18 protein-coding genes are annotated in these 23,136 nt (G+C 59.2%); 7 read left to right on the top strand and 11 right to left on the bottom strand.

The window, feature by feature from the left end:
- The first annotated feature begins 60 nt into the window (after window positions 1-60).
- Entirely contained in the window at window positions 61-981 is a 921-nt protein-coding gene (locus tag AC5FXY_RS08155) for a pseudouridine synthase (protein ID WP_493556164.1), read from the top strand.
- A gap of 105 nt (window positions 982-1,086) precedes the next feature.
- Here the strand turns inward: AC5FXY_RS08155 and AC5FXY_RS08150 are convergent, their stop codons facing one another.
- Together AC5FXY_RS08150 and AC5FXY_RS08145 are read right to left on the bottom strand one after the other, a co-directional pair.
- Entirely contained in the window at window positions 1,087-1,455 is a 369-nt protein-coding gene (locus tag AC5FXY_RS08150; protein WP_493556163.1) for a DUF4260 domain-containing protein, read from the bottom strand.
- A gap of 96 nt (window positions 1,456-1,551) precedes the next feature.
- The gene (locus tag AC5FXY_RS08145) at window positions 1,552-2,136 is read right to left on the bottom strand and encodes a Crp/Fnr family transcriptional regulator (protein WP_493556162.1); all 585 of its coding nucleotides are present in this window, start codon (window positions 2,134-2,136) and stop codon (window positions 1,552-1,554) included.
- 226 nt (window positions 2,137-2,362) lie between these two features.
- Between AC5FXY_RS08145 and AC5FXY_RS08140 the strand changes: the two genes are divergently transcribed.
- Entirely contained in the window at window positions 2,363-2,962 is a 600-nt protein-coding gene (locus tag AC5FXY_RS08140) for an immunity 53 family protein (RefSeq protein WP_493556161.1), read from the top strand.
- 253 nt (window positions 2,963-3,215) lie between these two features.
- Window positions 3,216-5,174, top strand: coding sequence for a molecular chaperone DnaK (gene dnaK / locus AC5FXY_RS08135; protein WP_493556160.1), 1,959 nt, complete (start codon window positions 3,216-3,218; stop codon window positions 5,172-5,174).
- A gap of 76 nt (window positions 5,175-5,250) precedes the next feature.
- On the opposite strand, the gene AC5FXY_RS08130 is transcribed toward dnaK, so the two are convergent.
- Both AC5FXY_RS08130 and AC5FXY_RS08125 read right to left on the bottom strand, forming a co-directional pair.
- On the bottom strand, window positions 5,251-5,982 hold the full coding sequence (locus AC5FXY_RS08130) for a hypothetical protein (protein ID WP_493556159.1): 732 nt from the start codon (window positions 5,980-5,982) through the stop codon (window positions 5,251-5,253).
- A gap of 119 nt (window positions 5,983-6,101) precedes the next feature.
- Entirely contained in the window at window positions 6,102-6,794 is a 693-nt protein-coding gene (locus AC5FXY_RS08125; protein WP_493556158.1) for a hypothetical protein, read from the bottom strand.
- A 252-nt stretch (window positions 6,795-7,046) separates the two neighbouring features.
- Here AC5FXY_RS08125 and AC5FXY_RS08120 point away from each other — a divergent pair, with 252 nt between their 5' ends.
- Together AC5FXY_RS08120 and AC5FXY_RS08115 are read left to right on the top strand one after the other, a co-directional pair.
- Window positions 7,047-8,186, top strand: coding sequence for an FAD-dependent monooxygenase (locus AC5FXY_RS08120; protein ID WP_493556157.1), 1,140 nt, complete (start codon window positions 7,047-7,049; stop codon window positions 8,184-8,186).
- 262 nt (window positions 8,187-8,448) lie between these two features.
- Entirely contained in the window at window positions 8,449-12,921 is a 4,473-nt protein-coding gene (locus tag AC5FXY_RS08115; protein WP_493556156.1) for a reprolysin-like metallopeptidase, read from the top strand.
- A gap of 113 nt (window positions 12,922-13,034) precedes the next feature.
- Here AC5FXY_RS08115 and AC5FXY_RS08110 read toward each other — a convergent pair whose 3' ends face one another.
- The gene (locus tag AC5FXY_RS08110; RefSeq protein WP_493556155.1) at window positions 13,035-14,222 is read right to left on the bottom strand and encodes an endonuclease/exonuclease/phosphatase family protein; all 1,188 of its coding nucleotides are present in this window, start codon (window positions 14,220-14,222) and stop codon (window positions 13,035-13,037) included.
- 301 nt (window positions 14,223-14,523) lie between these two features.
- Between AC5FXY_RS08110 and AC5FXY_RS08105 the strand changes: the two genes are divergently transcribed.
- Both AC5FXY_RS08105 and hemE read left to right on the top strand, forming a co-directional pair.
- Window positions 14,524-15,141 (top strand): MarC family protein, encoded by a 618-nt coding sequence (locus AC5FXY_RS08105; RefSeq protein ID WP_493556154.1) that lies wholly within the window; start codon window positions 14,524-14,526, stop codon window positions 15,139-15,141.
- A gap of 147 nt (window positions 15,142-15,288) precedes the next feature.
- Complete coding sequence (gene hemE / locus AC5FXY_RS08100) at window positions 15,289-16,335, top strand: uroporphyrinogen decarboxylase (RefSeq protein ID WP_493556153.1); 1,047 nt, start codon at window positions 15,289-15,291, stop codon at window positions 16,333-16,335.
- Window positions 16,336-16,554: 219 nt separating this feature from the next.
- Here the strand turns inward: hemE and AC5FXY_RS08095 are convergent, their stop codons facing one another.
- From AC5FXY_RS08095 to AC5FXY_RS08070, 6 genes are all read right to left on the bottom strand, one after another.
- Entirely contained in the window at window positions 16,555-17,565 is a 1,011-nt protein-coding gene (locus tag AC5FXY_RS08095; RefSeq protein ID WP_493556152.1) for a bifunctional heptose 7-phosphate kinase/heptose 1-phosphate adenyltransferase, read from the bottom strand.
- Window positions 17,566-17,752: 187 nt separating this feature from the next.
- Entirely contained in the window at window positions 17,753-18,322 is a 570-nt protein-coding gene (locus AC5FXY_RS08090) for a YfiT family bacillithiol transferase (RefSeq protein WP_493556151.1), read from the bottom strand.
- A gap of 91 nt (window positions 18,323-18,413) precedes the next feature.
- Entirely contained in the window at window positions 18,414-19,637 is a 1,224-nt protein-coding gene (locus tag AC5FXY_RS08085) for a pyridoxal phosphate-dependent aminotransferase (protein ID WP_493556150.1), read from the bottom strand.
- 129 nt (window positions 19,638-19,766) lie between these two features.
- Window positions 19,767-21,755 (bottom strand): glycosyltransferase, encoded by a 1,989-nt coding sequence (locus tag AC5FXY_RS08080; RefSeq protein WP_493556149.1) that lies wholly within the window; start codon window positions 21,753-21,755, stop codon window positions 19,767-19,769.
- A gap of 258 nt (window positions 21,756-22,013) precedes the next feature.
- Window positions 22,014-22,628 (bottom strand): recombination mediator RecR, encoded by a 615-nt coding sequence (recR, locus tag AC5FXY_RS08075; protein ID WP_493556148.1) that lies wholly within the window; start codon window positions 22,626-22,628, stop codon window positions 22,014-22,016.
- A gap of 115 nt (window positions 22,629-22,743) precedes the next feature.
- The gene (locus AC5FXY_RS08070; protein WP_493556147.1) at window positions 22,744-23,025 is read right to left on the bottom strand and encodes an ATP-dependent Clp protease adaptor ClpS; all 282 of its coding nucleotides are present in this window, start codon (window positions 23,023-23,025) and stop codon (window positions 22,744-22,746) included.
- Window positions 23,026-23,136 lie beyond the last annotated feature (111 nt).

Genomic DNA, 23,136 nt, shown 5'->3' with positions numbered 1-23,136 from the left:
CGTACTCAACTTCCACTACATGGCGTACGGGCATCCGGAAGGCTGTACCTTTGCTTTGATATGCGTTACCTCCTCGTCAACAAGCCCTTCGAAGTCCTGCCCCAGTTTACCGACGAGGCCGGCCGCGACACCCTCAAAAATTTTGTCCAGATTCCCGACGTGTACCCTGTCGGCCGCCTCGATTTCGACTCGGAGGGCCTCATGCTGCTCACCGACGACAAGCAGATGCAGTTCCGCCTCGCCGAGCCGCGCTACAAAGTGCCCAAGACTTATTGGGTGCAAGTAGAAGGCATCCCAACGGAAGAAGCCATAGAGCAGTTGCGCCGCGGCGTACAAATCAAAGACGGTTTCACTGCGCCTGCCGAAGCCCGTCTGCTGCCCGAGCAGCCCGCCCAGGTATGGGAACGCAGCAAACCTGTGCGCTTCCGCGCTAACATCCCGACGAGCTGGATCGAGCTAACCATTTCGGAAGGCATGAACCGGCAGGTGCGCAAAATGACGGCCGCTGTGGGCTTTCCCACCCTGCGCCTCATCCGCGCCGGCATTGCCACGCTTACCCTTAATAAGCTGGAACCCGGCCAGTGGCGCGAACTGACGGAAGCCGAGCTGCAGGAGCTTAAGCGCCTCACGGCCACGGCGCGACAAGTAGGCGGCTCGGAACCGGCGCGCAAGAAGCCTACCGAGAAATACGACCCCAACTTTGAGCAGAAGGTAGCGGCTCGCAAAGCTGCTCAGGCCAATAAAGCGGCAGCCGGGAAGTTCGGCCCGACGCGCGGCCCAAAGAGCCAGAAAGCCAGTGGCCGCAGTAGCCGTCCGGCTGACGGGCCTGGGGCCGGCTCACGGGGCAGCCGTCCGGCCGGCGCCGCGCCGCGTGGCGCAGCTGGGCCACGCTCAGGCGGCAAGCCGGGTGGCGCTGGGGCAGCTGGTGCTACGGGGCGCTCCGCTTCGCCCAGTGGCCGCCCACCCCGCCGCACCAAATAGGTTTAGACGTTAGGCCTTAGCAGTTCGTTGCGCCCCATTACAGCATCAGCCCCGGCTCCTCTTCAAAGAGGAGCCGGGGCTGATGCCTTATGCTCTTGATACGGCTTAAGCTACTGGAACCCCACTCCGGCCTATGCGCCCCAGATGCGTGTCGTGGAAGCCGGTCGGGTACTTCAGGCCGTAGCCCATCAACCGGTCGAAGGCAGCGTGGCCGAGCAGCACAGTGCCGGCCAGTATCAGCATCGGCTCCCCGATCAACAGGCCGGCGGCTCCGCAGGCTACGGCTACAGCTTTGTGATGAAAGAAGTTATAGCTCGCGGCCCCGATGCGCGGTCCGGCCAGGTAGCCCAAGGCGCTCAGGTCGGGCAGCAGAAACACGGCGGGAAGCACCCACCAGGCGTAGGGCAACTGGGCAAACACGACTACGGCCAATAGCAGCTCGGCCAATTCTTCGGTTTTCAGCAGGGTTTTCATGGGTTCGACAGGTTTTGGATGTGACAGCATCAACATTCCAAAGGTCTCGTCAACAGCCACTCGCCGACGATAACAAAAGATAAGAAAGCGCCGCGCCTAGCCGCCCCGCGCCACCCGCGCCCGGATGCGGCTCAGCGACACCGGCGTAATGCCCAGGTAATTGGCGACCAAATGCTGCGGGATGCGCTCCAGAATCTTCGTTTTACCCGAGGCCAGCAGAGCCCGGTACCGCTCTTCGGGCGAGAGCAATAGCTGCTCCACCAAACGAGCATCAGTACCAAGCAGGTGGTATTCGGCCACGAGCCGGCCAAACCGCTCGTACACCGGAAATTGCTCGTAGAGGCCGCGCAGCACGGCGTAATCGAATACAACCAGTTCCACCTCGGTCAGGGCTTGAATGCTGAGTTGGCTGGGATGGCCAGTCAGGCAGCCCGGGTAATCGGCCAATAAATGATTCTCGAAGAAAAAGTAGGTGGTGCGCTCTTCGCCGTCGGGCCGCGGGTAGTAGAGGCGTAGCGCGCCGTTGAGCACCAGCGCCACCTGCGGCCGGTATTCCCCGGCCTGCACGAAATGACTGCCACGCGCTAGCTGCACGGTTCGCAACGCAGAAGCTAGCGGTGTCCATTCATTCTCTGCAAGGCCGGGCACGAACCGGAGCAAATAAGTGCGTAACGGATGCATGCGGGCAAAATATTATCGTGCCGAGTAGCGCCAATTGCTTCAGCGCTTCCGCAATGTAACGTGACACGGTAAGAAACGCATGCTACTATTGTGGAGCAGCCAGCTCAGAAGCATAGAGGTGATTTTGCTTACAATGGGCTCAAGCTCTGCTAACGTAAACGCACGGATAGTTGGCAGCAGCTGATGCGGAGGCGACTCCTAATTCAATACTTTTCGATTTAGACCTATGGATCTACTGCAAAGAATTCAGCGCTGGTACACCATCAACTGCAATGGTGATTGGGAGCATTCTTACAGTCTGTCTATCACGAACGTGGATAATCCTGGTTGGTGGGTTACCATTGATTTACAGGAAACCTGTCTGCGCAACGCTGTGCTGCCCAAGCAGCCGACTGTTGAACGGTCACCCACTAATTGGGTGTCATGGCACATCGAAAATCAGCAGTTCGTGGCTTCAGGTGGTCCCGAAAATCTTTCTGAGATTCTAGCTTACTTTCTGGATGTGCTGCTGCCCGAGCAAGCAGATTCGGAAACACTATACGATGTCTACTTACCAGTAAAGAACTACGAGAACCGGCTCTGGCTTCGAGCTGAGGGTCGGGTAATAAACGAATCTGTGCTAGAGCTTGTGGTCATTCACGACGGCCGCGAGATTAGCTCCTACGAAGAATTGCACGATGAAGAATACGGAGCTCTAAACAACGCTGAGCTTCCTACTCTAGAAGTCAGCTACACAGTCGGCGATAGAGTTGAACCCTTCATTGAAGAGTCTCGTGTGAATATGTTGAAGAAACTATTAGTGGCTCCTTGTCCCAAGAAATCATAGCTAATTCTAAAAGCTATTTTATCCGTTTTTCATTAACTGAGCAGCAAGGTTTAGAGCCGGAACATCTGTCCGACTGGGTTTCCCGTAACGCAACTTCCGTCAGCAAGCAGCTAGCTGACAGTACCGGCCGGTGACAATCTGACAGCCAAAACGGCAGTTTTAGGCCTTGGTACACTGCTTGTAACCATGCCGGCAGCCACTCAGTCGAGTGGTTTTCAGGACTAAGACACCTTCACTCTACTCATCCATACCAATGGGAAAGATTATCGGTATTGACCTCGGCACGACCAACTCGTGCGTGGCCGTAATGGAAGGCAACGAGCCCGTTGTAATTCCGAATAGCGAAGGCCGCCGTACGACGCCGTCGATTGTGGCCTTTCTCGATAATGGCAAAGGCGAACGTAAGGTAGGCGACCCTGCCAAACGCCAGGCTATTACCAACCCGCATAATACGATTGCGTCGATCAAGCGCTTCATGGGCCGTCGTTTCGACGAGGTGACCGAAGAAACCAAGCACGTAGCCTACTCGCTCGAGCGTGGTTCCAACAACACCGTAGGCGTTAAGATTGGCGACCGTCAATACACCCCGCAGGAGATTTCGGCAATGGTGCTTCAGAAAATGAAGCAAACCGCCGAAGACTACCTCGGTCAGCCCGTAACCGAAGCGGTTATCACCGTGCCGGCTTACTTCAACGACGCCCAGCGTCAGGCTACCAAGGAAGCCGGTGCCATTGCGGGCCTCGATGTAAAGCGCATCATCAACGAGCCCACGGCTGCTGCCCTGGCCTACGGCCTCGACAAAGACCACTCGAACCACAAAGTAGCCGTGTATGACCTCGGCGGTGGTACGTTTGATATTTCCATCCTCGAGCTCGACAACGGCGTGTTCGAAGTACTGAGCACCAACGGTGACACCCACCTCGGCGGCGACGACTTCGATCAGGTTATCATCAACTTCCTGGCCGATCAGTTTGCCTCGGAAAACGAAGGCATGGACCTGCGCAAAGACGCCATGGCTTTGCAGCGTTTGAAGGAAGCCGCTGAGAAAGCCAAGATTGAGCTTTCCTCGTCGACCGAAACGGAAGTAAACCTGCCCTACATCACTGCCACGGCCACCGGCCCGAAGCACTTGGTGGTAAAGATCAGCCGCGCCAAGTTTGAGCAGCTGGCCGATTCGCTGATCCGTCGCTCGATGGAGCCGGTGCGCAAGGCCCTGCAAGATGCTGGCTTGTCTGCTTCCGACATCAACGATGTAATCCTGGTAGGTGGCTCCACCCGCATTCCGCGCATCCAGGAAGAAGTGGAGAAGTTCTTTGGCAAGAAGCCTTCGAAGGGTGTGAACCCCGACGAGGTAGTAGCCGTGGGCGCAGCCATCCAGGGCGGTGTACTTACCGGCGAGGTGAAAGACGTGCTGCTGCTCGACGTGACTCCGCTGAGCCTCGGCATCGAGACGATGGGCGGCGTGATGACCAAGCTCATCGAGTCGAACACGACCATCCCGACCAAGAAATCGGAAACCTTCTCGACGGCTTCGGACAACCAGCCTTCGGTAGAGATTCACGTACTGCAGGGCGAACGTCCGATGGCTTCGCAGAACCGCACCATCGGCCGCTTCCACCTGAGCGACATTCCGCCGGCACCCCGCGGCGTTCCGCAGATCGAAGTAACCTTCGACATCGACGCCAACGGTATCCTGCACGTGACAGCCAAGGACAAAGGCACTGGCAAGGAGCAGAAGATTCGCATCGAAGCTTCGTCAGGTCTGTCGGACGCTGATATCGAGCGGATGCGCCAGGAAGCTCAGGCCAACGCCGATGCCGACAAGGCCGAGCGGGAGCGGATCGACAAGCTGAATCAGGCTGACTCGATGATCTTCCAGACGGAGAAGCAGCTGAAAGAGTACGGCGACAAGCTGAGCGCCGGCAATAAATCGGCCATCGAATCGGCCCTGACCGAGCTGCGCAGCGCGCACGAAAGCAAGGACGTAGCCCGCGTGGATTCGGCCATGGCCGCTATCAACGCTGCTTGGCAGACGGCTTCGCAGGAGATGTACGCCCAGGGCGGCGCTGAAGGACAGCCCCAGGGCTACCCCGGAGGCGACGGCAGCGGCTTCCAGGGCGGACAGCCCGGCGGCAACGGCCAGCAACCGCAAGGCGCCAGCCACGACAACGTGACCGACGTAGATTACGAAGAGGTGGACGGCAAGAAGTAATGCTTGCCAGCCACGAACTGTGGTGAAAAAGGCCGGGGCTGCTCCCGGCCTTTTTTATTTTCCTGCTATTCAGCGGTTACTGATAATCATCGTAGCTGCTGGGCAGCCACGGCAAGCTGTCGGCTTCGTCCTCCTGGTTGTTGACGTCTTCCAAGTACAGCGGCCCGAGCATTAGGATGCGCTGGCGGTTGAGCAGTTTGGCTTGCTCGTCGGACATGCCAGGGTTGAGCACTTTGATGGTTTGGCGGGCGGTGAGCAGATTGGTGCTGTACACCGTTTGCCGCTCGCCGTCGGTGCGGTCTAGCACGCGGCGTTCCTCTCCGATGAAGCGCAGGCGCTTGGTTTCGGGCTCGTAGCGGAAACGCTGGGTGCGGAAGATGGCGTAGCGGGCGCCGGCATCCTGTTGTACCAGCAGGACACCTTGTTTGATGCTCAACTTCGGCGCTCCATCCAGCAATCCGAAGCAGCTCTTGCACAGTAGCACCTGCGGCGCGGCCGCCACGCGCTGCCATTGCCCATCGGCGGCAGCTAGTAGCACCAGCAAGCTCCGGCGCGCATCAGCGGGCACTTGGCCGGCAGCGTTTTGCTCGATGAGCACCATGGTTCGATCTGGCAGCTTATCGGCGTTGAGGTCGGCCGAAAGCTCCTGCTCCACCTTCCAGCCTTTGGGCACGAAGGCGGCTGGCTGGCGGGCTGTAGCGGGTAATTGCTGGGCATCGATACCGCTACCGACGGACTGGGCAAGCAGCGTCCCGGGCAGGATCAGCGCAAACAGGAAAAATTGAAGTAAAATTTGGGCGATACGCACGAGACGAGATGAGAAGGACTGCAAATATAAATTTTGCAAGTCATGCCCCAGCCTCTTTTGCGCTTAAAATGGGTTGATAGCTACAAAAAGGCCAGGGTCACTCCTGACCTTTTTGCTTCTTACTTGCTGGCCTCGCTCACGCGAACATCCTCCAAGTAGCGAGGCGCCGTGGGCACCTTGGCGCTATTCCGCGAGGTAAGCTGGCGCGTCCCGCTTTTATCGTTGGGGTCGGCGTAAATGCGCTCGGTTTGCTGCTGGCCGGAGAGGTAATCGGTGCGCCGGAGCGTAGTGTTGATTGTTCCCCGCTCACTGCGCGACTGGTCTTCGCTGATGAAGCGCATGCGGTTGTCGGCCGGCTCGAAGCGAAAACGCTGGGTGAGTTCCAGCGTCTGGTTATTGCCGGAGATATGACGAATGCTCAGCACACCTTTGGAGATGGTGACCTGCGGCGCTCCGCTGGCATCCCGGGCCGACTCGAAGCAGCCGGTGCAGTACAGCACCCCGCTGGAAGCTGCCACGCGGCGCAACTGGCCGGTGTTGTCGGCTAGTAACACTACCAAGGCCCGCTCGCGCTGGGCTTCCGGTGCCGTGGGAGATGGGCGCTCAATCAGCATCAACACCGGGTCGGGGCGATTGTCGCCGTTGAGGTCACCGGCTACTTGGCGCTCCAACAGCCAGCCGGTAGGCACAAAGGCGGCAGTACGGGCCGCTTTGACGGGGAGTAATTCGGGTTTGAAGGCCGAGATATTGTCGGGAGGAGTTGCCCACAGGCCGGTTAATCCAACAACCCAAGCAGTAAATAAAATAGTCATATTCGGAAGCGTAAACAAGCCCTGTTCATCGGCCCCAACGGGCAACTCTGAGGCTTAAGTTCAATTTCTGCCTTCCCAATTTGAGCCGCTTCACGCTCCCTACATTCTCAATTTAGCCCGCAGAGCCAGCCTAAGCAATAGGCATCACATCATTATGTGGCACGCATCCGGCCAGCAGCGGCTAAGTTGCCGAAGTATTGCTGGCCAAGCCCTGCATAAGCAGGCAGCAGCGCGCAGCTCAACCAATTACTCATGACATTCTTAATTATTGGCGGCGGTATCGGCGGCTTGGCCACGGCGCTGGCACTGCAGCAACAAGGCCACACCGTACAGGTGTTTGAAGCAGCAGCGGAACTGCGCGAAATAGGAGCAGGCGTAGTACTGGGTGCCAATGCCATGCGGGCCCTCGACCGCGTGGGCGTGCACGCAGCAGTACACGCAGCGGGTTTTGCGGTTACCAGCGTCAACTTGCTCGACCAGCGCGGCCGCGTACTTAATGAAGTAGACACACGTCCCTTTACCAGCCGCCTCGGCTACGATAACCTGGCCATTCACCGCGCTAGCCTGCAACGGGTTTTGCTGGAGCATCTGGCGGAAGGCACCTTACACCTAGGCAAAGTCCTGGAGCGATTCGAGCCGCGCGGGCAACAGGTTACGGCGTACTTCGCTGACGGCAGCCAAGCAACGGCCGATGCCCTGATCGGGGCCGATGGCATTCGCTCGCGGGTGCGCCAGCAACTGCTGCCCGGGTCGCAGCCGCGCTTTGCGGGCTATACCTGCTGGCGTGGCGTCATCGATGGCTCGTCGCTGAACCTGCCGGCCGGGCGTAGCACCGAGTCGTGGGGAGCGGCTGGTCGCTTTGGCATGGTGCCGCTGGGCAATGGGCAGGTGTACTGGTTTGCTTGCCTGAACAGCGACAAGCCCCAGGACCCGCAGCTTCGAAGCCTAAGCTTGGCTGACTTGCAGCGCCACTTTTCCGATTTTCACTCACCCATTCCCGAACTGCTGGCCCTCACCTCCAACGAGCAGGTCATCTGGGGAGACATCATTGACCTGAAACCCATTCGGCAGTTTGCCTACGACCGGGTGCTGCTGCTAGGTGATGCAGCCCACGCCACCACTCCCAACATGGGCCAGGGCGCCGGGCAGGCCGTGGAAGATGCCGCCATGCTGGCGCGCTGCCTGCAAGAACAACCCGATGTAACGGCCGCCTTCCGGCTTTTCGACCAGCGCCGCCGGCCGCGCACCACGCGCATTGTCAATCAGTCGTGGCAGCTGGGCAAGGTGGCACAATGGCAGAGCCCGCTGCTGGTAAGCCTGCGCAACGCCGTGATGCGGCGCGTGCCCGAATGGGTGAATACCCGGCAAATGGCTTTTCTGTATGCCGAGTAAAGCCGGCTTTGCCAAGGACCTTTTGCCGCTGGTAAATACCTTCCAATTCACCAGCCACCCAGCTAAGCATTCCCATGCTGCTGTAGGTTGGTTTTATTCTGCTTGCATGCAACTACGACGTGCCCCAAGCATTTGGGGTAAACTTCGGCACCAAGCCCGGTAAATAAATAATCCAATGCTTAAACATATAAAGCCAAACGAATATTCATAAGTCTTTATCTTTCAGCCTTTATTTAAGAATCCTCCCCCTCAAGTTTATCATATGAGAAACCTCTACTACCGAGTGCTGGCTGCAGCGTGCAGCCTGGCACTTGGCAGCTGGCCCAGCCATGGTGTGCAGGCACAAAACCGCGCCGCCGCGCCTTATTTTCGCGATGATGCCACAGCGGTCCGCTCCCCGTTGGGCGCAACGCTACTGCACAGCCGTTCGCTGACGCTGGATGCCAACGGGCTACGGACTGCGCTGGCAGCCGCTCCACCGGAGGCCCGTGCCGGTGCCGCACCCTTAGTACTGGCACTGCCTCTGCCCGACGGCAGCACCGGGCGATTTGCCTTGGTAGAAACGGCCGTAATGGCCCCGGCGCTGGCCGCGCAGTTTCCGCAGATTAAAACGTACCGGGGTGTGGGCGTGGATGACCCAACGGCTACCGTACGCTTGGATATGACGCCGCAAGGCTTCCACGCCCAGATTCTGTCGCCCACCACGGGCACGATTTACGTGGACCCGGCCTCACGCACCGACACGCACCATTACCTAAGCTTTTACCGCCGCGACATGAATCGCACGGCGGCTGGCGCGGTGCCAATATGCGAATTCAAGCCCACGCCAGCCGAACTGACGGAGGCCCGCCAACGGCTGGCCAGCAACGGTCAGCAACGGACACAGGTTTCGGCTGGCTCTACGCTACGCACTTACCGATTGGCCGTAGCCACTACAGGCGAATACACCACTTTTCACGGCGGCACGGTAGCCAGTGGACTGGCCGCCGTGGTGACGAGCATCAACCGCGTGGTAGGTGTGTACGAAAAGGAATTAGCCGTGCGCTTGGTGCTGGTAGCCAACAACAACCAGCTGATCTACACCAACGCTACTACTGACCCTTACACCAATAACAGCTCATCGGCGCTGCTCTCACAGAATCAGGCCAATATCGACGCCGTTATCGGCAGTGCCAACTACGACATCGGCCACGTGTTCAGCACAGCGGGCGGCGGATTGGCGGGCCTGGGCGTGGTGTGCCGCGCTGGCAACAAGGCCCGCGGCGAAACCGGTACCAACAGCCCCGTTGGTGACGCGTACGACATCGACTACGTGGCTCACGAAATCGGGCACCAGTTCGGCGGTAACCACACCTTCAACAGCCCCACGGGCTCCTGCTCCGGCAATGGCAACACAGCCACCGCCTTCGAGCCGGGCTCGGGCACTAGCATCATGGCCTATGCCGGTATCTGTGGCGCCGATAACACCCAGAGCTTTTCCGACGCCTACTTCCATGCTGGCTCCTTTCAGGAAATGCAGGCCTTTATTGCCACCACGACCTGCGCTACCACCACGGCCACTGGCAATACTGCTCCGGTAGTAAGCGTGACGGGCTCCAAAACGCTGCCCATCAGTACTCCCTTCCGCCTGACGGCCAATGCCACCGATGGGGAAAATGACGCCCTGACGTACTCTTGGGAGCAAATGGACCCGGGACCTTTCGCCACACTTGCCACTGCGCAGGTGGCCGGCTCCAACGTACCGCTGTTCCGCTCTTTGTCGCCGAGCACCTCCCCAATGCGGTATTTCCCGCGGCTGAGCAACCTGATCAACAACACGGCCAGCAGCAGCGAGCGGCTGCCTACGGTGACGCGCACCATGAAATTCCGCTGCACGGCCCGCGACCAGCACAACGGCCCGGCCGGCGTCATTGGCGGGGTGAATCACAGCGTGGATGTGAACCTGAACGTCACCAGCGCGGCTGGACCGTTCGTGGTGACGGCCCCTAACACCGCCGTGAACTGGACGGGTGGCTCCACCCAATCCGTGACCTGGGACGTGGCCGGCACCACAGCCAATGGCGTGAACTGCGCCACGGTCAATATCTTGCTTTCCACCGATGGCGGGCTGACTTACCCCACCACTTTGGTGAGCGGCACGCCCAACGACGGCTCCCAAAGCATTACGGTGCCCAGCGTGACCACCTCTTCGGCCCGCATCATGGTGGAGGCAGCCGATAACTACTTCTTCGACATTTCGAACACCAACTTCACCATCACGGCCCCTGCCGCCTGCAATGCCCCTTCCAACCTGAGTGTGGGCAGCATCACGCAGACCTCGGCCACGGTGGGCTTCACGCCCAGCGCCACGGCCACGGGCTACACCGTGACGACCACGCCGGCCAGCAGCACGCAAACCGTCACCGCCTCCCCAGCCACGCTGACGGGGCTCACGCCGGGTACCAACTACACGGTAAACATCGTGGGCAACTGCGCCGGCGGCGCTACTTCCACCGCCGCCACCCAGTCCTTTACCACGCAGGTTATTCCCGCACTAACCTCCATCAGTCCGGGCAGTGGCTTGGTAGGTGCTACCGTAACCCTCACGGGCAGCAATCTGACGGGAGCAACAGCAGTGAGCTTCAATGGCACTGCTGCCACCAGCTTTACAGTAAACTCGTCCTCGACTATCACAGCCACGGTGCCCACCGGTGCCACTACCGGCAACGTGACAGTGACTACGCCAAACGGCACCACCAACGGGTTGGCCTTCACCGTCTCGCCTGCGCCCCTGCAGGATCTGGTGGTTTCAACTACTGCCACTATTCCTGCTGGTGCTTACAACAACATTACCGTGACTGGTACCGGCTCGGCTGCGCTTACCGGCGCTACGTCAGTGGCCGGCACCTTCACTGTGCAAACTGGCGGTACTTTCGATGACGGCTGCCAGGTGCTTTCGGGCGCCGGCTCCTTCAGCCTGGCTGCCGGGGCTACGCTCCATATCTGTAATGCACAAGGTATCAGCACAACCGGCACCACGGGTAGCATCCAGGTAAGCGGGGCCCGTTCGTTCAGCCCCGATGCGAGCTACGTGTACGATGGCACCACCGCGCAGGTCACCGGCTCGGGCCTACCAACTTCGGTACTGAATCTGAGCAGCACAAATACTGCTGCCGTGGGCCTGTCGCAGCCCCTGACAGTGCGCCAGGTGCTCACCCTGAATGTCGGAGACCTTACACTGGGCTCCTTCGATTTGACGCTGCCATCATCAGCCGCCGGTACAGCCTTGGTAGTCAATGCGGGAGCAGGCAGGGTGCTCAATACCGGCAGTGGTATGGCCGTGGTACAACGCTATATCAGCGCTACCAATTACGCCGGCCCGGGCTACCACCACTACGCCGCCCCAGTAGGCAATACTACCGTAGCTGATCTGGCTGTGGCCGGGCAATATTCGCCGCTGGTCAATGCTGCTTATAACGCCTTGCCCACGCCGCAACTGCCCGTTGCTCAGTTCCCCACGGTGTTCGACTATGAAGAGGGACGCCTCACGACCGGCTTCTCCGGCTTCGATACTGGCTGGCGCAGCCCCGGTACTACGGCTGATGCGCTGACGCCCACCCGTGGCTATACCATAAACATAGCCGCCAGCGCGGTAGTAGACATGCGCGGTCAGCTCAATTCGGGCGCGCTCAACACTGGTTCACTCAGCCGCGGGGCTACCACCGAATCGGGCTGGCATTTGCTGGGCAACCCCTACCCCGCCCCGCTGGACTGGGCCCGCGTGACCAACACGCCGGGCGCCTTGCCAACCGGCCTGGCCAATGCCATTTACGTTTATGAGCCCACTGGCCAGTACGGAGGCACCTACCGGGCGTTCGTCAATGGTATTGGCGTTGGTGGTTTCTCGGGCGTACTGCCGGCTATGCAGGGCTTCTTTATTCGGGCTATGCAGCCAGTGCCCGATGGCTTCACCTTCCAGAACGCTTTCCGCCTCAGCAGCTACCAAGACCCGGCTTTCCTGCGTGGCACGACCACGGATACGCGGCCGCAGCTGCACCTACGCCTAACGGCCTCCAACGGTGGCGCTACCGATGAAGCCGTGGTATACCTGCAAGCCGGTGCCACCACTACCGGCACCGATGTGCACTTCGATGCCGCCAAGCTTCCGAATCCCGGCGCAGCGGTAAGTCTGGCCACGCAAATGCCAGGCGCCGAACCGCTGACCATCAACGGCCTGCCCCTGATAGCAGCCTCGAACGCAGCCACGCGTATCCCACTTGTGCTGCACGCGGCGGCCAGTGGAAGCTTCCGCCTGAGCGCGGCCACATTGGCGGGCTTTGCTCCGATGCAGGAAGTATTGCTGCACGATGCTGACCTGAACACCTACACCGATTTGCGGCAGCAACCGACTTATGCCTTTGTTTTGGCACAGGCAGGTACCGTTCCAAGCCGATTCGCACTGGTATTGGGCCGGGCTGGCTCCGTTACGGCTACTACCCCCACTGCCTCAGCGCTGCAATTCACCGTATGGCCTAACCCTGCTACGCAGCAGGCTCAGCTGAATGTGTTGCTTAGCAAGGCTGTGGCCGCGGGCACCGTAACGCTTCGCGACATGCTGGGCCGCACCGTAAGCACCCGCCGTTTCAGCGGCGCTGGCACTACGGTACTTACCTCGGGCTTGGCCAAGGGTACTTATCTACTCATCGTGGAAACTCCCAATCAGGCTCCCGCCGCGCAGCGCGTAGTGGTGGACTAACTTACTGGTGCTGAGTGAAGGTGCATTTCACCTTCACATTAGTGGCCTCACTTTCGGCTCTTCCCCTGATGGGAAAGCCGAGAGTGAGGCCACTTCCTTGTTATGAATCTGCGCTAATCCGGTTTTATTGGCCGTTGTAGCTCTATGGGGATTGGCTTGGACTGGCCTTTGGCCTCGGCGTTTTCCTGCTCGTTTTCCTCCTCAAAACCCTTTTTAATTTTCTCGGCTGCCTCTTCAAAGTCGCTTTCGTCGGGGCGCTCCATATTAGCTAGGTGCTCCATCTTGGCGTGGGGCTCGTAGCTGAGGCGAATGAAAATTGGGAAATGGTCGGAGCCGATGTGCGGCAGGCGCTCAATGGCGGCTACTTTAAAATGCCCGGAATGAAACACGTGGTCCAAAGGCCAACGCAGCAGTCGGTGGTCGGCGTGGAACGTGGGCAGCAGGCCGCGGCCCATACGCGGATCAAGCAGACGGCTGATGCGGCGGAATAGCTCGGACGTGTGCGACCAGGCCACGTCGTTCATGTCGCCGGCCACTATGGTAGGCCCGTCGTGGTCTTCGATTTCGTGGCCTACCAGCAACAGCTCGGCGTCGCGCTTGGTGCTGGTTTTGGATTCCTGCGGCGCCGGTGGCTTGGGGTGCAGTCCGTACATACGCACCCTCAACCCATTAGGCATTTCAATCAAGCTGTGAAACGAGGGAATGTCGTCGTCGATCAAGAACTTGATTTCGGGATTGAGCAGCGGCAGGCGCGAAAACACTAGCATGCCGTAGGTATTGGGCAGCGGCGCATAGGCCGTGTGGGGATAATCTTTTTCCAGGCTCCGCAGCTGTTCCAGCCACCACTCGTCGGTCTCGACGGCCAGGATGATGTCGGGATTGCAGTTGCGGATGACACCGAGGCAACGCGAGGCGTCGCGGTTGGTCATTAGCACATTGGTCACCAGCAGGCTCAGGTGGTGGTCGTTATCGGCGGCGGGCCGGGTACTGTTGAGTGCTTTTTTGGGCATAAACTGCGTGTAGGGCAGAATGCGCGCCAGCTGGTAAATGATGGCCGCTGCCAATGCGAGCAGTAGCGCTTTACCTTCCCAGTTGACGTGCCAAAAGTCGAGCAGGAGGCCACCCGTTAGCGCCACGGCCGCCAGTCCGACCACTTGAAGCCGCGGAAAATCAAACATGCGAATCCACCACGTTTCCCGCCGAAACAACGGCAGGAGCGTCGCCCCAAGGGCGGCCACGCCTAGCAGCGCCACCAGGACGTCGAGCAGGCGCATAAATACGGTTGCAACTAAGGTTAGCACGGGAAAGGCAGAGGGGAGCGGTTGAGCTTTGTACTACACCTCGAAAACTAAGTTGCGAGGCCCACAAAAATTGCAGAAGCCCGGCGTTAACCGGGCTATTCAATCGTTTGCAAGTATCAATATAACCACCTATCAGCTAATGGCTTGCGTGCAACAACACGGCAGCTAGTAAGACGACGACGCTGATATGTCGGAGCTCCGTATTTGCAGCCGCATAGCACTCCACGGGCGCCACCCTCAGACTTTGCCCGGTTCTGTATGCGCTTCTCGCCTACCTTTAGTGCGCTTTTGCTCCGCTGGTATGGAAATACTGATTGCCACCTTCACTACTCTTTTCTCCGTCGTGAATCCCTTCGGAGCCATGCCGGTATTCCTGACACTAACCGAAGCAGAAACTGGCCATCAGCGCACCGCTACGGCCCTTCGGGCGTGCATTTACATGGTGGGGGTGCTGTCGGTGTCATTCTTTGCGGGGCAGTACGTGCTCAATTTTTTCGGCATCAACATTCACCACTTGCGCATTGCGGGGGGCATTCTGCTGATGCGCTCAGCCTTTGACTTGCTCACGCCAGGCGGCAACCGCGACCGAGTCGGCCAAGCCGCGCTGGAAGAAAGCATGCATAAGGACGACATTTCGTTTACGCCCCTGGCCATGCCCATGCTTTCGGGCCCGGGCTCCATTGCCGTATGTATCGGCCTGTTCACTGAAAAGCTAAGCTACCCCGACATGGCCCTGATTTTCCTGGGCTTTGTGCTGGTAGCGGCCGCCAGTTACCTCATCCTGCTCTTCTCGCTGCGACTGACGCGCTTCCTGGGCCGGCCGGGCATGGCCGCGCTGGCGCGCATCATGGGTTTTATCACCCTAGCCCTGGGCGTAAATTTCATCATGTCGGCCATCAAGGCGCTGTTTCAGGGGTAGCTGCCTGCTGCCAAGAGTAGTGGCGCAATCTGCCAAGGAAGTGTAGTGCTTGCAAGCTGGCTCCTGACTCCGAATTGTACAGAATGACAAGTGTCATTCTGCTTGAAAGCACTTCGGGCTGTACCTTTGCGGCCCACACTGCTGCTCATGCTGAAGAACGACCTGATCCTGCGCGCCGCCCGCGGCGAACAAACCGAACGTACGCCCGTCTGGCTGATGCGCCAAGCCGGCCGCATCTTGCCCGAATACCGCGCGCTGCGCGGCCGCCTGAGCGGGTTCAAGGAATTGGTTGAGACGCCGGATCTAGCCGCCGAAGTCACTATTCAGCCCATCGACGCGCTGGATGTCGACGCGGCCATCATCTTTTCCGATATTCTGGTGGTGCCCGAAGCCATGGGCCTGACCTACGAAATGGTAGAAGCCCGCGGCCCGTTGTTTCCCGAAACAGTAAAATCAGCGGCTGATGTAGACCGGTTGCGTGTGGCCGATCCGCACGAACACCTGGGCTACGTGCTCGATGCGCTGCGCGTCACCAAAAAGGCCCTGAACGGACGGGTACCGCTCATCGGTTTTGCCGGTGCTCCGTGGACTATCCTAGCCTACATGGTGGAAGGCCACGGCTCTAAAACCTTCAGCAAGGCCCGCCGCATGCTGTTCCAAGACCCGGAACTAGCGCACCGCCTGCTGCGCAAAATCACCGATACCACCATTGCTTACTTGCAGGCTCAGGTAGAAGCCGGCGCCAACATGCTGCAGGTGTTTGACTCGTGGGCCGGCATCTTGAATCCGCAACACTACCACGAGTTTTCGGCCAGCTACATTGGCGAAATCTGCGCCGCCATGCCCGCCAACGTGCCCGTGACGGTGTTTGCCAAGGGTGCCTTCTTTGCCCACCAGGACTTTGCCCAGATGCCCTGCCGCACCATCGGACTGGACTGGAATGAGAACCCGCAGGTTGTCCGCCAGCTCGTCGGCGACAAAACGCTGCAAGGTAACCTAGACCCCTGTGCCCTTTATGGCTCGCCGGAGCAGGTGCGCGCCGCCACCATCGCCATGCTGGAGCAGTTTGGCCCGCAGCGCCACATTGCCAATCTCGGCCACGGCGTGTACCCCGACACCAACCCCGACCGCGTGCGCGTGTTCGTGGAGACGGTGAAGGAGCATAGCCTGCGTATGCGCCAAGATCTGGCGTAAGGCCCCTTCCCTTGCAAAGGGCAGCGAGGCGTCAGCATTTTTCCGTGCAACGATTGCTGCACCTGCGCCCCTGCTTCAGCCCTACGCATGCTTTGACTTTAAAAGCTAGCGGGGCCGCCGAACGTGAGTTCGGCGGCCCCGCTGTCGTTGCTGATGGCTGGCTTTCTATCTCCTTGACGTAGCTCGTTGAGAAGGTAAAAAGCCAGAGAGGTCAGGCCTCTACAGCACCTCTGCTGCTTCAGCCTCTTCCAATAGCCTTGCTTTCTCCACCGGCACCACTCCTACCTGCTCGCACACCAAACCCCCACCCAAGTTGGCGAGTGCTGCCATCGTGGTCGGGCTAGTGCCCAGTGCCACGCACAGCGCCGCTATGCTGATAACCGTGTCACCGGCGCCAGATACGTCCGAAATGGCGCGCACGTGGGCTGGCAGGTACACCGGGCCGCTGGGTGCGTCGCAGAAGACGCCGCGCTCGGACAGAGTCACCAGCACCATTTCGGGTGCGAGGTGTTGACGCAGCACATTCACGGCGTTTTCCAGTCCGGCGTTGTCACCGTCGGCAAACTCCAGCTTGAGGCCTTCACGTAGTTCTTTCAAGTTGGGCTTAAAAAGCGTGCAACCTTGATAGGCCAAGAAGTTGCGCTTCTTCGGGTCAACTACCGTTGGAACACCTTTTGTGCGGGCCAGGGCAATGAAACGAGCAATGCGCTCAGCATTGAGCACTCCCTTGTCGTAATCCTCGAAGATGACCACATCGGCGCGGTCAAGTAGTTGCTCGTAGGCTTCCGAAAGGCCAGCGTCTTCCGTAGTGGAAAGGTCAGTTTCTACTTCGGAGTCGATACGAAGCAGATGCTGCCCTTGGGCCAGAATGCGCTGCTTAACCGTAGTGGGGCGCTCGGCGCTGCGCACGAGGCCATCAGCCGGTAGCTGACGCTCGTGCATCAGGCGCAGCATCTGGTCGCCGCCCGCATCATCGCCGATTACGGCGCAGAGCAACGGCGTAGCGCCCATGGCTTGCACGTTCAGGGCCACGTTGGCGGCGCCGCCGAGGCGCTGCTCGGTACGCGTCACATTCACAATGGGCACTGGGGCTTCGGGCGAGAGGCGGCCAGCTTTGCCCCACACGTAGGCGTCCACCATCACATCGCCCACGATGAGTACGGTCAGGTCGCTGAAGGCAGTAAAAAGATCAGTAAGCGTGGCAGGTGACGACGGCGCGGCAGCAGGCATTGGCAAGCGGAGAAGCAAATGAAGCGGCAAAGATAACTTGTGAACCGGCTACGGCGCAGAACAGGCCGCCCCCATACTTTCAAAGGACTGCATATGGACGCGGTATGTCGCTTCGTGGGCAGTTAAAGCCGCAGTCAAGCCGCGCTGTTCAAAACGCACTTCGGTGCCTATTTCGCTCAAGGCATTACTACCTCGCGCTTCCCATTTGCTGCTCCCCGAGCAGTTGCAGATGTCCCAGGTGGTGCCGGCCGTGCCAGGCGTATTGCACCAGTGCCTGCTCCAGCGTGTACACGCGGTCGAACACCGGATGGTAAAAAGTGCGCTGCCAATCAGCTTCGGTTAGGTGGTGAAGAAGTACTACCCAACGGGCGTGCACGTGCTCCAGAATGCCCAGCGACACGGTTACGGGCGTGGCAGCCACATCAGGCAGCTCTATCCAGCTATTAGGGTTCCACGCCGGAATGGTAGGATGGTCTTCGGTTAAGGCTAGGTGGAAGCGCAGATAGTTGTGCAGGTGGGCATCCGCCAAGTGGTGAATGACTTGCCGCCCATTCCAGCCACCGGGCCGGTAGGGTTGCTCCAGCCGCACGCCACCGGCCGCTTTGCCCGCAGCCGTCAACTGGGGCGACAGATCGGCAATCTGCTGGATGTATGTAAGGCGCTCGGCGGAAGTGAGCGGGGTTTCGGGCAGCACCACGCGCCCAACCGGATAGCGTAGGTGCTCATCGAGTAGCGGTGCTGCGGTAGGTTGGCTCATAGCGGCTATCGAGAACAGATGAGCAGGCAGTTTAACAAAAAAAGCCGCTTTCCGGGTGGGAAAGCGGCTGCCAGAAACGGCGTAAGGCCGTTTACTGAAGCTTAGCCAGACTGACCTTGATGCGGCGGAACGCTTCCTGCAGCTTTTCATCGGCGGCAGCGGTACTCATCCGGAGGCACTGCGGCGCCCCGAAGGCGCCACCGTCTACCGTGGCCACGTGGCCGTCGTTGAGCAGGTAGATGGCTAGGTCGCAGGCGTTTTCGATAACCTGGCCATCGGGCGTGGTCTTGCCAAAAAACGACGACACCTCCGGGAAAACGTAAAATGCTCCGCTGGGCGTGGGCGTCTTCATGCCCGGAATGTCTTTCACAATATCGAGCACCAGGTCGCGGCGGCGGCGGTAGGCATCCACCATCTCATCGGCAGAGCTGCGACCTCCTTGCAGAGCGGCCAAGGCGGCGCGCTGGGCAATGGAGCAGGTTCCGGAAGTAATCTGGCTCTGCATCTTCTCGCAGGCAGCAGCCACTTCCTTACGAGCCGCTAGGTAACCAATGCGCCAGCCTGTCATGGCGTAGCCCTTCGAGAAGCCATTGATGGTGATTACCTGGTCTTTTACCTCGTCAAACTGCGCCAGGCTCACGTGCTCCCCTACGAAGTTGATATACTCGTAAATCTCATCGGCAATAACGAACACCTGCGGGTGGCGGGCCACTACCTCGGCAATGGCCGCCAACTCTTCACGCGAAAACACCGACCCGGTGGGGTTGCAGGGCGAGGAGTACATGATGAGCTTGGTGCGCGGCGTGATGGCCTCGGCCAGTTGCGCGGCCGTCACTTTGTAATCGTTCTCGAGCGTGCCCACGAGATTGACTGGTGTGCCTTCCGACAGCTTCACTATCTCCTCATAGCTTACCCAGTAAGGCGAGAAGATGATTACCTCGTCGCCGGGGTTTACCAGGCTCAGTACCGCATTGGCAATGCTCTGCTTGGCGCCGGTGCTTACCACAATGTTTTCGGGCTTGTAGTCGAGCTGGTTGTCGCGCTTAAACTTCTCCACGATGGCCTGACGCAACTCGGGGTAGCCAGGGACAGGGGTGTAGAAGGTATAACCGTCCTGAATGGCCTGCTTGGCCGCATCCTTAATGTATTGCGGCGTCTGGAAGTCCGGCTCGCCAAAACTCAGGCTGATGACATCTACCCCCTGGGCTGCCAGCTCCCGGGCTTTTTTGGCCATGCCGATGGTCTGAGACTCCTGTAGCGCGTTGATGCGGTCGGACAGGTACGAGGGAGCAAGCATAACGTCAGCGGTAGACATAGGGGAATGTGGGAAGCTGGGGTAGGAGAATGGGAGATGGGGAAAGACTACAAAGGTACGCAGATCGGCAGCCTCGTGGCGAACGAGCGTTCGGTTTCTAAAAGGTAAGGCTAATTCAGCGTCGTTGGGCTATTCCTGCCCCAGCCCGCGCAGGTTGCGCAGCACCAGCCGCACGTCGTCGGCGGGCGAGTAATCACGGGCATAAAGCAACTCTAAGCGGCGCCTCGTGGCGTCACTAAGCGGCAAGGAAGCGTCGGCAGCGCCATCGGCGGGCGAAAGCACGGCACTGGGCGTGCCGCGACGAGGGGCCATGTACCGCAGCCCCACCCAGGTACGCCGGCCGAGTAGCACACGTACGGAATTGCGCAGAAAGCCGCCGGCTTGGCGCTGTAGCCAGAATAAGATGGGGGCCACAATCAGTAAGCCAAGACTCAGCAGAATATCTACCAGCCGTTTGGCACGGCGCTGCTGGGGTTTGTAAAGATTCAGCTCGATATCAAGGGCGTAATAGTCACCGGGCGAGTCCTTGGACGAAGAGCCGATAATGTACTCGCTGTCTTCGGGCAAAATCTTGAATGCCACATCCTTGTGCGTGTGCTGCAGCTGTACCATGCGGCCCATTATCTGGCGGGCTGAAAGGTCTTTGCCGCAGAAGATCAGCTCATCGATGGCGTAAATGCGCAGTACCTCATCGAGCTGGCGCAGAGACCCTAGCAGGTCGTCGGGGGCATCTGGGGCGGAGCTGTCGTCGGCGGAACTGACGAAGCCGATGATGCGCGCCTGAACGCCCGCAGCCTCGAGCAGCTGGCGCACCCGGCGACTTTCCACCTCCGAACCCACGATGGCGATGTTCTTCTGTCGCCGCTCCGACAAGCGCAGGTCACGGTACTGAACCAAGTGCTGCGCGATGCGCCGCCCGACCATGGCCGCCACGGCCCATACGCCCCCCAACACGATGAGGGCCTTGGAGAAACGCCAGGCATCCAAATAATTGGACACGGCCGAAATGATGATGGTCCCGAAAAACACGCCGCGCGCAATGCGCGAGGTTTTGGCTGGTTCGTCGTAAGCACCGCTGAGGTAAGCCGAGCTCAGCCAGATAATGATGTACGCCGGCACGGCCACCAGCATGTATTGCACGGGGTATGGCGTGGGCACAAACTTGTGGTTTCGCTCCCAGTACGTCTTGAGGAAGTACATGCCCACGAAGATGATCAGGGCATCGAGCAGGATGGGCCAGGCTTGGTCCCAAAAGCGCCGCGCCACCGCCACGCCGGCCCGAAACCAGATGGCGAAATTGATCAGCAGCGAAAACGTACCCGCCCGCTCCGGCGCAAAATGCTTGCGGGCAAATATGACCATGGCACGGTAGAACACGAACACGTAGTTCACCGATGTGCGCTTGGTGCTTTCGCCTTTGTAGTGAATGATTTGAGTATCGGCGAAGTAGTAATTCTTCCAACCGCCCTGCATCAGCCGGTACGAAAGGTCGATGTCCTCACCGTACATGAAATAGTCTTCGTCGAGCAGGCCCACGTGCTCCAGGGCCTTGCGGCGCATCAGCATAAAGGCGCCACTCAGCACTTCCACTTCGTGCGTCTGGTCCTTATCGAGAAACCCAAGGTGGTAACGACCAAAAGTACGCGACTTCGGAAACAGCGCGGCCAAGCCGAATATCTTGTAAAACGCCACCCACGGTGTGGGCAAACCCCGTTTGCTCTCGGGCAGAAACTTCCCCTGGCCATCCAGCATTTTCACGCCCAAGCCGCCGCCCTCCGGGTGCGTGTCCATGAACTCGCAGCACAAGTGGAAGGTGTCTTCTTCCACCACCGTATCGGGATTGAGCAGAAGCACGTACTCGCCGGTCGCGCGCCGAAGGGCTTGGTTGTTGGCCTTCGAGAAGCCCGGGTTATCCTTGTTCTCGATCAGGATTACTTCCGGGAAGCGCTGCCGCACCATGAACACCGAGCGGTCCACGGAATTGTTGTCGACCACAAACACCTCCACCGGCTGAGCCATTTTCCGAGCTGCCCGCCGCACCGATAGCAGCGTCTGCTCTAGAAAGTAGCAGACGTTGTAGTTAACGATGACGACGGAAAGCTTGACGGGCGCGGGCACGGCGGGGCGGGTGTGGGCCGCGAAAGTTACGGAATTGGAGTATCACGCCACCTTATTACCTCGCCCCTTCACAAAGGAATAACAAGTACCTCAGAAGCCCAGGCAAAAGGAAACCGGCACCTGCAACGCTGCCCATCCGCGATGGAAGCAAATTACCCCGCCTTAAATCAAGCGGGGCCGCCGAACCTAAGTTCGGCGGCCCCGCTGTAGTTACTGGCTTTCGCTCTTTTCGAGGCTATAGCCCCAGAAAGAGGCTCTTTACCGCGCCTGCCGCTGCCGCTCCACAATCGAGCGTCCCAGCGTGATTTCGTCGGCATACTCCAGTTCACCGCCCACCGGAATACCGCGGGCAATACTGCTGATGTGCACCTCCGGAAACTCGCGCAGGCGGCGTGTAAGGTAAAAGGCTGTGGTGTCGCCTTCCATTGTAGGGCTGATGGCTAGGATAACTTCTTTTACCTCGCTCTCATCCCCTTTCATGCGGTCCACGAGCGGCTCAATGTGCAGATCGGCTGGGCCGATGCCTTCGATGGGCGAGATGACGCCGCCCAGCACGTGGTACACGCCCTGGTACTGGCCCGTGTTTTCAATAGCAATAACGTCGCGGATGTCCGATACCACGCACAGCGTGCTGTGGTCGCGCAGAGGGTTGGCACAGATGGAGCACTGCTCCGTATCGGAGATATTAAAGCAGGTGTTGCAGTAACGGATGTCGAAGCGCATTTTGGCCAGCGCCTCGGCCAGAGAACTGGTCGTTTCGGTTTCGGCTTTCAGCAAGTGCAACGCCAGGCGCAGCGCCGTCTTGCGCCCGATTCCGGGCAGCTTCGACAACTCGCCAACGGCGTTTTCGATGAGTTTCGAGGGAAATTCCATTCAGAACTAATGTGCAAATAAGATCAGACGTGCTAACGTGCCGACGGAGGAAATGCACCGCTGGAGCGTTCCAAGCATCAGCACATTTGCCACATTCAATCACATCAGCACAAGCTCAAACAACGTCGGCCGAAATGCCGCGGTCGTGGATAGCGGTGCACATGGGCTCCAACTCCTCGTAGGCACCGATGCGCACGGTGCACTGACCTTTATAATGAATCAGCAGCGTGCACTGCTCGGCTTGCATGGGCTCGTGGCCGCATACATCGATGAGCGTTTTGATGACGTGGTCGAACGTATTGACGTCGTCGTTGTAGACTATCAGGTCGCGCAGGTCGGTGGTCTCCTCCAGCAGCAGAACCTCTTCGTCGTGTGCAATCTGCGGTTTTGTATTCATGACGTAAAAGTACAGATTCAGGTGGTAGGTTGTGAAGTGGGGTAAGGATACTGCATAACACGCCCCAAAGGGGGATAGTTGCTGATGCAGCGGAATTTGTGATGCCGCTCG

It is taken from the genome of Hymenobacter sp. FMD4, from assembly GCF_058932745.1.
The sequence above is the reverse complement of the archived record's forward strand: the minus strand, read 5'-3'. Positions and strand labels throughout refer to the sequence as shown.